At 62.8% G+C, this 12,655-nt stretch carries 12 protein-coding genes; 9 read left to right on the top strand and 3 right to left on the bottom strand.

Features of this window, described 5'->3' with window-relative positions; genetic code table 11:
• Positions 1–324, top strand: a complete 324-nt coding sequence (locus QMO82_RS23595) for a YbaB/EbfC family nucleoid-associated protein (RefSeq protein ID WP_004676719.1) — start codon at positions 1–3, stop codon at positions 322–324.
• Positions 325–373: 49 nt separating this feature from the next.
• Here QMO82_RS23595 and QMO82_RS23590 read toward each other — a convergent pair whose 3' ends face one another.
• Positions 374–991 (bottom strand): MOSC domain-containing protein, encoded by a 618-nt coding sequence (locus QMO82_RS23590; protein ID WP_183609965.1) that lies wholly within the window; start codon positions 989–991, stop codon positions 374–376.
• 57 nt (positions 992–1,048) lie between these two features.
• On the opposite strand from QMO82_RS23590, the gene recR reads away from it, so the two are divergent.
• Both recR and QMO82_RS23580 read left to right on the top strand, forming a co-directional pair.
• Complete coding sequence (recR, locus tag QMO82_RS23585; protein WP_183609964.1) at positions 1,049–1,654, top strand: recombination mediator RecR; 606 nt, start codon at positions 1,049–1,051, stop codon at positions 1,652–1,654.
• Positions 1,655–1,665: 11 nt separating this feature from the next.
• On the top strand, positions 1,666–2,925 hold the full coding sequence (locus QMO82_RS23580; protein ID WP_183609963.1) for a lytic murein transglycosylase: 1,260 nt from the start codon (positions 1,666–1,668) through the stop codon (positions 2,923–2,925).
• 5 nt (positions 2,926–2,930) lie between these two features.
• Here the strand turns inward: QMO82_RS23580 and QMO82_RS23575 are convergent, their stop codons facing one another.
• Together QMO82_RS23575 and QMO82_RS23570 are read right to left on the bottom strand one after the other, a co-directional pair.
• A complete protein-coding gene (locus QMO82_RS23575; RefSeq protein ID WP_183609962.1) occupies positions 2,931–3,386 on the bottom strand; it encodes a GNAT family N-acetyltransferase in 456 nt (151 codons plus the stop codon).
• Between the two features lie 8 nt (positions 3,387–3,394).
• Complete coding sequence (locus QMO82_RS23570; RefSeq protein ID WP_272784652.1) at positions 3,395–5,026, bottom strand: MFS transporter; 1,632 nt, start codon at positions 5,024–5,026, stop codon at positions 3,395–3,397.
• 245 nt (positions 5,027–5,271) lie between these two features.
• Between QMO82_RS23570 and rimP the strand changes: the two genes are divergently transcribed.
• The 6 genes from rimP to truB all read left to right on the top strand — a co-directional run bounded on the left by rimP (position 5,272) and on the right by truB (position 12,600).
• Entirely contained in the window at positions 5,272–5,877 is a 606-nt protein-coding gene (gene rimP / locus QMO82_RS23565; RefSeq protein ID WP_097617244.1) for a ribosome maturation factor RimP, read from the top strand.
• A 59-nt stretch (positions 5,878–5,936) separates the two neighbouring features.
• Positions 5,937–7,544 (top strand): transcription termination factor NusA, encoded by a 1,608-nt coding sequence (nusA, locus tag QMO82_RS23560; protein WP_183609960.1) that lies wholly within the window; start codon positions 5,937–5,939, stop codon positions 7,542–7,544.
• Positions 7,541–8,236, top strand: a complete 696-nt coding sequence (locus QMO82_RS23555; RefSeq protein WP_183609959.1) for an RNA-binding protein — start codon at positions 7,541–7,543, stop codon at positions 8,234–8,236. The genes nusA and QMO82_RS23555 overlap by 4 nt, the downstream gene beginning before the upstream one ends.
• Before the next feature lie 102 nt (positions 8,237–8,338).
• On the top strand, positions 8,339–11,098 hold the full coding sequence (gene infB / locus QMO82_RS23550; protein ID WP_183610822.1) for a translation initiation factor IF-2: 2,760 nt from the start codon (positions 8,339–8,341) through the stop codon (positions 11,096–11,098).
• 151 nt (positions 11,099–11,249) lie between these two features.
• Positions 11,250–11,654: a 30S ribosome-binding factor RbfA gene (gene rbfA, locus QMO82_RS23545; RefSeq protein WP_183609957.1), complete on the top strand. Its 405-nt coding sequence runs from the start codon at positions 11,250–11,252 to the stop codon at positions 11,652–11,654.
• A 13-nt stretch (positions 11,655–11,667) separates the two neighbouring features.
• A complete protein-coding gene (truB, locus tag QMO82_RS23540; RefSeq protein ID WP_183609956.1) occupies positions 11,668–12,600 on the top strand; it encodes a tRNA pseudouridine(55) synthase TruB in 933 nt (310 codons plus the stop codon).
• The last annotated feature ends 55 nt before the right edge of the window (positions 12,601–12,655 follow it).

The following is a 12,655-nucleotide window of genomic DNA, read 5'->3' as shown; positions in this document are numbered from 1 at the left end:
ATGCGCGACATCATGGGCATGATGGGCAAAGTCAAGGAAATGCAGGCCAAGATGGAGCAGATGCAGGCGGAGATCGCCGAGCTCACCGCCGAAGGCAAGGCGGGCGGCGGCCTCGTCACCGTCGTCATCTCGGGCAAGGGCGAGCTGAAAAGCCTGAAGATCGACCCGTCGCTGTTCAAGGAAGACGATGTCGAGATCCTCGAGGACCTGATCGTCGCTGCCCACAAGGACGCCAAGGACAAGGCCGAGGCGCTCGCCGCCGAAAAGACCAAGGCGCTGACCGCCGGCCTGCCGATCCCGCCCGGCTTCAAGCTGCCGTTCTGATCGACCCGCTAAACAGCGTACCAGATGATACGCCGCGCATATCCCGGCGTCAGGGGCTGACTTCCAGAATCGCCCGTAGCTTGTGGTGAATTGGAGCAGCGAGATATCGCGCCCGATCCATCTCGGAAAGCCGCCGGCCGAAGGTTTCCATCAGCTCGGGCATCATCACTTTCTCTCCGGAAAAGGGCTGATGCTCCACCGGCATTCCGGCCTCGGCGACGCCGCCCCGGGTAACGCGGCAATAGAGGCCTGGGCGGGCGGCGTCGGTGTAGCGCTTGACGAATTTCGGATCAGCCATCCTGGCAGCGAAGGTGGCGCAGGGCATGCGGGATGACGTGACTTCGAGGATGAGATCGCCGGTGACGAAGCGGTCGCCGACAGAGACGTCGCGATTGTCGAGATCCGATATCACCATGTTCTCGCCGAAAGTGCCGGGTTCATATGGCTGACCGAGCTCCTTGCTCCACCAGTCGAGCGTCAGCGATCCCTCGACATAGACCGCCTGGTCGACGCCACCATGGTGTTTTCGGTTGCAGATCGCATCGCCGACCAGTCCTTCGGCATCGATCATCACCGCGCCGTTGACCGCATGTTTGAAGATGCCGGTCTTGTAGCTCTTGCCGGGTAGCCTTTCCGGATTGCCGGTGCAGAGCGCCAGGATTTTCATGGGATGGCCGATCCTTCCGCGATTCCGTTTTCGTTCCATATCAGTTAAGAACGGCGCATGGCAAAACGAGTCACCGGCCCCGAAATCGAAAAACTCATCCAGCTTCTGGCGAAGGTGCCGGGCCTCGGGCCGCGCTCGGCGCGCCGGGCGGCGCTGCATCTGATCAAGAAGAAGGACCAACTGCTGGGGCCCCTATCGAATGCGATGGGCGAAGCCTATGACAAGGTGAAGATCTGCTCGCGCTGCGGCAATGTCGATACGGTCGATCCCTGTATTGTCTGCACCGACATGCAACGCGATCAATCCGTCATCATCGTCGTCGAGGACGTCTCGGATCTCTGGGCGCTGGAGCGCGCAGGCGCGATGAACGCCGCCTATCACGTGCTCGGCGGCACGCTGTCGCCGCTCGACGGGATCGGGCCTGACGATCTCAATATCCGCGGACTGATCGACCGGATCGGCGAAGGCGGCATCCGGGAATTGATCATCGCGGTCAACGCGACGGTCGAGGGGCAGACGACGGCGCATTATATCACCGACCAGCTGCAGGGGCTTGAGGTGAAGATCACCCGGCTGGCGCATGGCGTACCTGTCGGCGGCGAGCTCGACTATCTCGACGAGGGCACGCTTGCGGCGGCCCTTCGGGCGCGGACGGTGATATGAGGGGTTTGCATATGCCGAAAAATGCTCCACGGCGGCTGCGGCTGTTCGCACTGGCTATAACGGCCGCTTTCCTCCCCCTCCCCTCACATGCAGCCCCTTCGAAAGCCGATGTCGAAGCACAGTTCGAGACATGGGTGAAGAGCGACCTCTGGCCGGAAGCGAAGGCCAACGGCATTTCGGAGAAGACCTTCCAGGCTGCCTTTTCCGGCATCACGCTGAACTGGAACCTGCCCGATCTTGCCCCGCCCGGTTTCCCGCCGCCGAAGGAGCAGAAGCAGACGCAGGCCGAATTTTCCTCGCCCGGTCCCTATTTCAACGAGGACCGGCTGAAGAAGCTTGCCGCAACAGGGCGCGGCTTTGCCGCGCAATACGGCTCAACGCTGAAGCGGATCGAAAAGACCTATGGTGTGCCGGGCTCGATCGTGCTTGCCATCTGGGGCCGGGAAACGGGCTTCGGCGCGGCGAAGATCCCGAATTCGGCAGTCGAAGTGCTGGCGACCAAGGCTTTCATGTCGACGCGCAAGGAGATGTTCCGCACCGAGCTGGTGGCTGCACTGCATATCCTCGATGGCGGCGACGTCACACCTGCCGATTTCAAAGGGTCGTCGGCCGGCGCGCTCGGCCAGCCGCAATTCATGCCGACCAGTTATCTGAAATATGCCGTCGATTTCGACGGCGACGGCCATCGCAACATCTGGACCTCGGTGCCCGACACGCTCGCCTCGATCGCCAATTTCCTGGTCAAGAAAGGCTGGCAGCGCGACCGCGACTGGGGTTTCGAAGTGTCGATACCGGAGGCGGTCTCCTGCGCACAGGAGGGACCCGATCTGGCAAAACCGTTGTCGCACTGGGGCTCGCTCGGCATCGGCCGCATCTCCGGCAAGGGCTTTCCCTCCGGCGAGATGAAGGCCGAGGGCATGATGCTGGTGCCGGCCGGCCGCGACGGCCCGGAATTCGTCGTCACGCCGAATTTCTACATCATCAAGGAATATAATAATTCCGATCTCTACGCCCTCTATATCGGCAATCTTGCCGACCGGATCGCCGATAATGGCGGCGCCTTTAAGGGCCGATGGGGCGATGTCGGCAAGATGCTGCGCTCGGACGTTGCCGCCATGCAGAAGGCGCTGGAACGGCAGGGTTACGATGTCGGCGGTTCCGACGGTCTGCCGGGCTACAAGACCCGCCGGTCGATCGGCCAGTGGCAGGCAAAGAACGGCATGAAGCCGACATGTTTTCCCGAGGCGACGATGAAGGGCAAGCTGAAATAGCCGCTTCAGAGCGTGCGCTTCAGCCCTTCATGGCTGGCCGCAAAACCGAGCTTCTCGTAGAAGCGGATCGAGTCCGTCCGCGTCTTGTCCGATGTCAGCTGCACGAGGCCGCAGCCGCGTTCGACGCATCGGGCGATCGCCCATTCGACGAACGCGGAGCCGAGGCCGGCGCCGCGAACATCCCCAGCGACACGTACGCTTTCGATCTGGCCACGCCACATGCCCGTTCTCGACAGGCCGGGAAGAAAGCTCAGCTGCAGACAGCCGACGACCCGATCGGAAGCGTCCGTTGCGACGGCCAGCAGCTGATTGGCGTCCGCCTCGATCGCGGCAAAGGCCGAGAGATACCGCGCATCGACGGGGTCCGAAACGATCTCCCTGGCGCCGCCGAGCTCGTCATCGGCGAGAAGCCGGACGATGGCGGCAAGATCGGATCGGCGGGCGAGCCTGAAACTATACATGGCTATTCTCAATGATGCAGATCGATCGGCGCCTTGTGGAAGACGTCGTTGTCAGGCGGGATCGCCTGCCGCTCGATCATGCGGTGGACATGCGGCAGACCTTCGCCGCGATGAAGTGCGCGAATCCTGTCGATGTTTTCGGCATCGGCCTGCGTGCGCCGCTGGTTGTGTCTTAAATATTCGACCCAGGTCGACGTATGATAGGTTTCCGTCCAGAGCCCGGGATTTTCGAGATCGCGCATCAGCGCCCAGTTGCGGGCGCCGTCGCGGATGCGGATGCGGCGGCGTTCGCCCATCAGCTCCATGAACTCGGCAAGGTCGTCATCTCCGATCTCATAGTCGACTTGAATGACGATCGGGCCGCTGCGCGGCGTGATGTCGAGGCTCAAGGCCGGCTCGGTGAAGCGGTTCAGCGGATCGAGGTTGAGCGAGGCGAAGGCCGGCATGGAAAAACGCAGGCCGATGGCAATGCCGAGCAGCATGACGACGGATGACATCAAGAGCGCATCGGCGACGCCGTAGCGATCGGCGGCAACGCCCCAGAGCCAGCTGCCGCCGGCGATGCCGCCGAAGGTGACGGTCTGGTAGAGCGACAGCGCCCGGCCGACCACCCAGCGCGGCGTCGACAGCTGGACGATGGTGTTGAACAGCGAAAGCGCGGAGACCCAGCAGGCGCCGGAGACGAGCAGCCCTGCGGAGGTGAGGACGGCGCTTGGGCTGAAGGCGGCGATCACGGCGCTCAGCGCAAAGCCGGCAAAGGCCAGGCGGATGATCATCTCGCTGGACAGCAGCTGACGGAGCCTGGCATTCAGCACCGCGCCGCCGATCGCGCCGATGCCGAAGGCGCCGAGCATGAAACCATAGGTCAGCGGTCCGCCGCCGACGAGATCCAGGGCGACGACCGGCAGCAGCGCCAGGATCGAGCTGGCGCCGATGCCGAAGAGCAGTCCCCGGACGAGGACCTTTTCGAGATTGGGCGACATCGAGACATAACGCAGGCCGGCGAAGATGGCGCTGCCGAGCGCCTCCCGCGGCAGGGTCGAGACCGGCGTGCTCGGGCGCCAGCGCATGAGGGCATAGATCAGGGCGAAGTAACTCACCGTGTTGACCGCGAAGGCCGCAGCGGCACCTGCTGCCGCGACGATGACGCCGCCGATCGCCGGGCCGACGCTGCGGGTGATGTTGAAACCCATGCTGTTCAGGGTGACGGCGCCCGGCAGATCGGCGCGCGGCACCATGTCGCCGACCGAGGCCTGCCAGGAGGGATTGTTGAGCGCGGTGCCGCAGCCGATCAGGAAGGTGAAGAAGAGCAGCAGCCAGGGGGTAATCCAGCCGAGAAGGGCTGTGGCGGTCAGCAGGCCTGAGACCGTCAGCATCATGCACTGCGCCGTCAGCATCACCCGGCGACGGTCGTAATTGTCGGCCAAGGCGCCCGATATCAGCGAAAACAGCATGATCGGCAGCGCCGTCGAGGTCTGCACCAGCGCCACCATGTCCTCCGAGGCGGTGATCGTCGTCATCATCCAGGCAGCACCGACGGCCTGGATCAGACCGCCGAAATTCGAGGACAGGCTGGCGAACCAGATGGTGCGGTAGGTCTCGTGCCGCAACGGCGCCAATGTCGAGGAAGTGTAGGCCACGATTTCTCCCGCTTTTGTTATTGCGCCGCACCGGCAATATATGCGCAAGACCGGCGCTGGCCATAGGCCTGTTCACCTCGCCGAAAGCGAATCGGCGGAATCGGTCGCGGACCTTGCAATTTCGGAAAAACCCGACTATATGGCTCTCAAATTCTTGATCGCTTGATGAAGAGTGGGCCGCAAGGACCCGCTCTTTTTTATTAGCGCGATCCCTAAGCAGCATGAAATTGCGAGGAGCGCACCGCTTGTCGGACATGACAAACGCAGACCACGAACTTGAGCCGCGGCTGATTACCGAAACCGGGCTCGACCAGCGTCTTGCCGATATCATCGAACCCGTCCTCGTCGGCCTGGGCTTTCGGCTTATCCGCGTCCGTATGCTGAACCAGAACGGCGCAACGATGCAGGTCATGGCCGAACGCAACGACGGCACGATGACGGTTCAGGACTGCGAAGAAGTCTCGATGGCGATTTCTCCCGTCCTCGATGTGGAAGATCCCGTCGATAAAGAGTATCATCTCGAAGTGTCTTCGCCCGGCATCGACCGTCCGATGGTGCGGAAATCCGATTTCGTCCGCTGGCAGGGCCACCTTGTGAAATGCGAGACGTCGATCTTGATCGACAATCGCAAGCGCTTCCGCGGCAAGATCGTCGAAGCAGGCGCAGATGGTTTCACGCTCGAGCGTGACCAGGTCGCTTACGGGGAAGAGCAGAAGGTCACCATTCCCTTCACGGCGCTTAGCGATGCGAAGCTCATTCTGACCGACGACCTGATCCGCGACGCGTTGCGCGCCGACAAGCTGGCGAAAGCCCAGGCCGCCAACCAGAACGAAGCGGACGACCAGGAATAACCGATCAACAGACCGCTCCAGGGACGGGAACCCTGGAGTAAAGACGGAGAAACAAGACAATGGCAGTCAGTGCGAACCGGCTCGAACTTCTGCAGATCGCAGATGCAGTGGCGCGCGAAAAGGTCATCGACCGCGAGATCGTGCTGGCCGCAATGGCCGACGCTATCCAGAAGGCGGCACGCTCCCGTTATGGCACCGAGTCCAATATCCGGGCCGATATCAATCCGAAGACCGGCGAAATCCGTCTGCAGCGCCTGCTCGAAGTCGTCGAGAAGGCCGAGGATTATTCGACGCAGATCCCGCTGGAACTCGCCCGCGACCGCAACCCGGATGCCGCACTCGGCGATTTCATCGCCGATCCGCTGCCGCCGATGGATTTCGGCCGCATCGCCGCACAGTCCGCCAAGCAGGTGATCGTGCAGAAGGTGCGTGAAGCCGAGCGTGACCGCCAGTTCGACGAATTCAAGGATCGCACCGGCGAAATCGTCAACGGTACCGTCAAGCGCGTCGAATACGGCAACGTCATCGTCGATCTCGGCCGTGGCGAAGGCATCATCCGCCGCGACGAAATGATCCCGCGCGAAAACGTCCGCTATGGCGATCGTGTCCGTGCCTATGTCTATGACGTCCGTCGCGAGCAGCGCGGCCCACAGATCTTCCTGTCGCGCACGCATCCGCAGTTCATGGTGAAGCTGTTCACCATGGAAGTGCCTGAAATCTACGACGGCATCATCCAGGTGAAGTCGGTCGCCCGCGACCCGGGCTCGCGCGCCAAGATCGCCGTGATCTCGAACGACAGTTCGATCGATCCGGTCGGCGCCTGCGTCGGTATGCGCGGCTCGCGCGTCCAGGCCGTCGTCGGCGAACTCCAGGGCGAGAAGATCGATATCATTCCGTGGAGCCAGGATCCGGCGACCTTCGTCGTCAACGCCCTGCAGCCGGCCGAAGTCGCCAAGGTTGTTCTCGACGAGGATGCCGAGCGCATCGAAGTGGTCGTTCCCGACGAGCAGCTGTCGCTTGCGATCGGCCGCCGCGGCCAGAACGTCCGCTTGGCATCGCAGCTGACCGGCTGGGATATCGACATCATGACGGAGGCCGAGGAATCGGAGCGCCGTCAGAAGGAATTCAACGAGCGTACCAATCTATTCATGGATTCGCTCGACGTCGACGAAATGGTCGGCCAGGTTCTGGCGTCCGAAGGTTTCGCCGCGGTCGAGGAACTGGCCTATGTTGATCTCGACGAAATCTCCTCGATCGACGGTTTCGACGAAGAGACGGCGCAGGAAATCCAGCAGCGTGCCCGCGAATTCCTCGAGCGTCTCGAAGCCGAGATGGACGAAAAGCGCAAGGCGCTCGGCGTTCAGGACGAGCTGCGCGAAATCGACGGCATCACCGCCCAGATGATGGTGGCGCTCGGCGAAGACGGCATCAAGACGATCGAGGATTTTGCCGGTTGCGCCGCCGACGATCTCGTCGGCTGGACGGAACGCAAGAACGGCGAAACGAAGAAGTTCGAAGGCCTGTTCTCGAAGTTCGACGTTTCGCGCGTCGAGGCCGAGCAGATGATCGTCCAGGCCCGCCTTTCGGCCGGCTGGATCACGCAAGAGGACCTGGCGAAGGGGACCGAGGAAGAGGTCACCGAAGCTGAAGCCGAACAAGAAGCATGATGACCGCGCATGAGCCGGACGCTCTTCCTGATGAGGACGACGATCTTGCAGGTTATGACGTGAACGGACGCATGTGCATCGTGACGCGCGAAAGCGGATCGCCGGAAGAGCTGATCCGCTTCGTTGCCGCTCCCGATGGAACGGTTGTCGCCGACCTGAAGCGAGAGCTTCCGGGACGCGGATGCTGGGTGAAGATCGACCGGTCGCTGGTCGACAGGGCAGTGGCGAAGAAACTCTTCGCCCGCGCGCTGAAAATGGATGTGAAGGCGGCGGACGATCTCGGTGCGAGCGTCGACCGGCTGCTTGCAGCGCAGTTGATGCAGATGATGAACATGGCGCGCAAAGCCGGCCAGTTCGTCAGCGGGTCCGCGAAAGTGGATGCCGCGGTCAGAAGCGGAGCAGCCCTTGCGGTGTTCCACGCGACCGATGCAGCGGACGACGGCGTCCGGAAAATCGACCAGGCCCGCAAGGCCTGGCACCTCGGAATGGAGACCGAGGAGGAGATACCTTCCTTCCGTCTCTTCTCGGAGAGCGAAATGGAAGGCCTGATGGGCCAGAATGCTTTTATCCATGCTGCAGTGCTTGCAGGGCAGGCGGGTGAGGGTGTAGTGAAGCGCGCAAAGATGCTCGAACAGTACCGTATTGGCGGTCAGTCCCGGGCAGCGGGCGGCGCTGGCCGGCAAAAACAATGAGGCGGTCACCGGCATCGGCCGGTCCTATTCTCATTGATCGACAGTATTTGAACGACAGGGTCTGATCTAGTCATCGCTCCCTGTCCGAAGGAACGGGAACGAATGACCGATAGTAACGACGACAAGACAATCAGCGTGACGGGCAAAAAGACGCTTACCCTGAAACCATCGGGGATGAGCCAGGGCACCGTTCGCCAGGATATGGGTCGAGGTCGCACCAAGGCGGTCGTCGTCGAGACCCGCAAGCGGCGCCCGATGCGCCCGGAAGACGAAAAGCCGATCACACCCGCCGCTCCGGTGGCCCCGGTCCGCGCCGCCGAACCGACGCCCGCACCTGTGCAGGCACGCCCACCGCAGCCGACGCCGGCACCGCGGGTTCAACAGGGCAACAACGGCCAGACCAACCAGCGTCCGCAGCAGTCCCACCAGGCGCCGCGCCAAAATGATCGTCCACGCCCGGTGGTGCTGAACCATCTGTCGCCGGAAGAGATGGACGCCCGCCGCCGCGCGCTTGCCGACGCCCAGGCGCGTGACGCCCAGGATGCGATCCGCCGCGCCGAGGAAGAAAAGCGCCGCGCCGCCGAAGAGGTTGTCCGCAAGGCAGCCGAAGCCGAAGAAGCAGCCCGCAGGGCCGCTGAAGAGGCTATCCGGCAGGCTGAGGCACCCGTCGCTGTTGCTGAACCGGCAGCCGAAGCACCGGCTCCGGCCGAAGCACGCTCCGACGCCCCGCGGCCGCAGCAACCCGCTTCGTCGGCACCTGCTGCACGCCGGCCCGATGCGGCTGGAGCACCTGCTGCCGCCCGTCCGGCAGCGGGCGCTGCGGTGCCCGGCGCCGTTCGCGGCCGTCGCGACGAAAAGGAAGACGACGATCGTGGCGGCGCAGCGCGCGGCGGTCCTGTCCGTGGCCGCGTCGTTCGCCCGGAACCGGCAAAGCCGGTCACGACACGTCCGAAGACGGATGAAGAACGCCGTCGCGGCAAGCTGACGATCTCCACTGCCAACGTAGACGGCGAGGACAATGCTCGCGGACGTTCGCTCTCGGCGATGCGTCGCCGGCAGGAGAAGTTCCGCCGCGGCCAGATGCAGGAAACCCGCGAGAAGATCTCCCGCGAGGTCGTTCTGCCTGAGACCATCACCATTCAGGAACTGTCGCAGCGCATGTCCGAACGCGCCGTCGACGTCATCAAGTACCTGATGAAGGAAGGGCAGATGATGAAGCCGGGCGACGTCATCGACGCCGACCTTGCCGAACTCATCGCCGGCGAATTCGGCCATACGGTCAGGCGCGTGTCGGAATCCGACGTCGAACTCGGCATCTTCAACGTGTCCGACGAGGATGGCGAACTGGTTTCGCGCCCGCCGGTTGTCACCATCATGGGCCATGTCGACCACGGCAAGACCTCGCTGCTCGACGCCATCCGCCATGCCAACGTGGTCTCCGGCGAAGCCGGTGGTATCACGCAGCATATCGGCGCCTATCAGGTGGAGCAGAACGGTCAGAAGATCACCTTCATCGATACACCCGGCCACGCCGCCTTCACGGCAATGCGTGCCCGCGGTGCGCAGGCGACCGACATCGCGATCCTGGTCGTCGCGGCTGACGACAGCGTGATGCCGCAGACGATCGAATCGATCAACCATGCCAAGGCGGCAGGTGTTCCGATCATCGTTGCGATCAACAAGGTCGACAAGCACGAGGCCGATCCGCAGAAGGTCCGCAACCAGCTGCTGCAGCACGAAGTCTTCGTGGAATCCATGGGCGGTGAAGTGCTCGACGTCGAAGTTTCGGCCAAAACAGGCAAGAACCTCGACAAGCTGCTCGAGGCGATCCTGCTGCAGGCCGAAATTCTCGATCTCAAGGCCAATCCGAACCGGACGGCGGAAGGTACTGTCATCGAAGCCCAGCTCGATCGTGGCCGTGGTTCGGTCGCGACCGTGCTTGTCCAGAAGGGCACGCTGCGTCCGGGCCAGATCATCGTTGCCGGCGACGTCTGGGGCCGCGTGCGCGCCCTCGTCACCGACAAGGGCGACCATGTGAAGGAAGCAGGTCCGGCAACCCCGGTCGAGGTTCTCGGTTTGTCCGGCACGCCGCAGGCAGGCGACAAGTTCGCCGTCGTCGAAAGCGAAAGCCGCGCCCGCGAAATCTCGGAATATCGTCAGCGTCTTGCCCGCGACAAGGCGGCTGCCCGCCAGTCGGGCCAGCGTGGATCGCTGGAACAGATGATGATGCAGCGCCAGAGCGCCGGCATCAAGGAGTTCCCGCTGGTCATTAAGGGTGACGTGCAGGGCTCGATCGAAGCGATTGCCGGCGCACTGGAAAAGCTCGGCACCGACGAGGTCCGCGCCCGCATCGTCCATTCGGGCGCCGGCGGCATCACCGAGTCGGATATCTCGCTCGCCGAAGCTTCGAACGCCGCCATCATCGGCTTCAACGTTCGTGCGAATACGCAGGCACGCCAGTTCGCCGAGCGCGAAGGTCTCGAAATCCGCTACTACAACATCATCTACGACCTCGTGGATGACGTGAAGGCAGCGATGTCGGGCCTCCTGTCTCCGGAACGGCGCGAAACCTTCATCGGCAATGCCGAGATCCTCGAGGTGTTCAACATCACCAAGGTCGGCAAGGTCGCAGGTTGCCGTGTCGTCGAAGGCAAGGTCGAACGCGGTGCGGGCGTCCGCCTCATCCGCAACGATGTCGTCGTTCACGAAGGCAAGCTCAAGACCCTCAAGCGTTTCAAGGACGAAGTGTCCGAAGTGCCGATGGGCCAGGAATGCGGCATGGCCTTCGAGAACTACGAAGACATGCGCGCCGGCGACGTCATCGAGTGCTTCCGCGTCGAGCATATCACGCGCACGCTCTAAACCGCTGCGCACGACATCAGCGCGAAAGCCATTCGCCAGCCGGCGGATGGCTTTCGGGTACCTGCCGACTTGACCTTTTCGACCAAAAGAGTCATGGACGCTCTCCTTTGACGGGTTCGATTCCCAGCCGCATCGGCAAATAGAGATAACAATGACCAGAGCAACTTCTTCCGCGCCTTCGCAGCGCATGCTGCGCGTTGGCGAACAGGTTCGCGCCGCTATCACCCAGGTGCTGCAGCGCGGCGAAGTGCGCGACGACGTCATCGAAGCGACCGTGATCTCGATCTCGGAAGTGCGCATGTCGCCCGACCTCAAGATCGCCACCGCCTATGTGACGCCGCTCGGCGTTTCCGACCACAGCGTGGTCATCGAGGCGTTGAACCGTCATGCGCGGTTTATCCGCGGCCGGCTCGGGCAGCAGCTTCGACAGATGAAATACATGCCGGAGGTGCGCTTCCGCGACGATACCAGCTTCGACAACTACAAGAAGATCGACGAACTGCTGCGTTCGCCTGAGGTAAGCCGCGACCTCGACGGCGATAATGACGAACAATAAACAGAAGAGACTGATGTCCAAACCACGCAAACCCAAGGGCCGACCGATTTCCGGCTGGCTGATCCTCGACAAGCCGGTGGATTTCGGCTCGACGGAAGCCGTTTCCAAGATCAAGTGGCTCTACAAGGCGCAGAAGGCCGGTCATGCCGGCACGCTCGATCCGCTTGCCTCCGGCATGCTGCCGATCGCGCTCGGCGATGCGACGAAGACCGTTCCCTATGTGATGGACGGCCGCAAGATCTATGAATTTACGGTGAGCTGGGGCGAAGAGCGCGCCACCGACGATCTCGAGGGCGAAGTGACCGAGAGCTCGGACAAGCGTCCCAGCGAACAGCAGATCCGCGATATCCTGCCTGGATATATCGGCACCATCAGCCAGGTGCCGCCGCAGTTTTCGGCCATCAAGATATCGGGTGAACGCGCCTATGATCTGGCGCGCGAAGGCGAAGTCGTCGAAATCCCCTCGCGCGAGGTCGAGATCTTCCGGCTGACATTGCTCGCCTGCCCGGATGCCGATACCGCGCATTTCGAAGTGGAATGCGGCAAGGGCACCTATGTCAGGGCGCTGGCGCGCGATTTCGGCCGAGAGCTCGGCTGCTACGGCCATGTATCCGGGCTGCGGCGCACCTTCGTCGCGCCCTTTTCGGAAGAGGCCATGGTGCCGCTCGCAAACCTCGTGGCGCTGGGGGCGATCGAAGATATGGACGAGCGGCTGGCGGCCCTCGACACGCTGCTGATCGACACTTGCGAGGCGCTGTCGGCCCTGCCCCATCTCGTCATCAACGACGATCAGGCGCACCGGCTGAAGATGGGCAACCCAATCCTGGTGCGTGGCCGCGATGCGCCGGTTGCCGAAAGCGAAGCCTATGCGACCGCCCGCGGCAGGCTGATCGCGATCGGCGAGATCGGTCAGGGCGAGTTTCGCCCAAAGCGGGTTTTCGGCTGAGTCCGCAACGATAGCGATTGTCAGCCGGCAGCGATGCGATATCTTCCCTATCGGG

Source organism: Rhizobium sp. BT04, assembly GCF_030053135.1.
GTDB lineage: Bacteria > Pseudomonadota > Alphaproteobacteria > Rhizobiales > Rhizobiaceae > Rhizobium > Rhizobium binxianense.
The sequence above is the reverse complement of the archived record's forward strand: the minus strand, read 5'-3'. Positions and strand labels throughout refer to the sequence as shown.

Excerpts from the sequence above, each read along its gene's own strand:
- truB (WP_183609956.1), top strand. The coding sequence starts at position 11,668 with ATGTCCAAACCACGCAAACCCAAGGGCCGACCGATTTCCGGCTGGCTG.
- QMO82_RS23575 (WP_183609962.1), bottom strand. The coding sequence starts at position 3,386 with ATGTATAGTTTCAGGCTCGCCCGCCGATCCGATCTTGCCGCCATCGTC.
- QMO82_RS23580 (WP_183609963.1), top strand. The coding sequence starts at position 1,666 with ATGCCGAAAAATGCTCCACGGCGGCTGCGGCTGTTCGCACTGGCTATA.
- QMO82_RS23595 (WP_004676719.1), top strand. The coding sequence starts at position 1 with ATGCGCGACATCATGGGCATGATGGGCAAAGTCAAGGAAATGCAGGCC.
- recR (WP_183609964.1), top strand. The coding sequence starts at position 1,049 with ATGGCAAAACGAGTCACCGGCCCCGAAATCGAAAAACTCATCCAGCTT.
- rbfA (WP_183609957.1), top strand. The coding sequence starts at position 11,250 with ATGACCAGAGCAACTTCTTCCGCGCCTTCGCAGCGCATGCTGCGCGTT.
- nusA (WP_183609960.1), top strand. The coding sequence starts at position 5,937 with ATGGCAGTCAGTGCGAACCGGCTCGAACTTCTGCAGATCGCAGATGCA.
- QMO82_RS23555 (WP_183609959.1), top strand. The coding sequence starts at position 7,541 with ATGATGACCGCGCATGAGCCGGACGCTCTTCCTGATGAGGACGACGAT.
- QMO82_RS23590 (WP_183609965.1), bottom strand. The coding sequence starts at position 991 with ATGAAAATCCTGGCGCTCTGCACCGGCAATCCGGAAAGGCTACCCGGC.
- infB (WP_183610822.1), top strand. The coding sequence starts at position 8,339 with ATGACCGATAGTAACGACGACAAGACAATCAGCGTGACGGGCAAAAAG.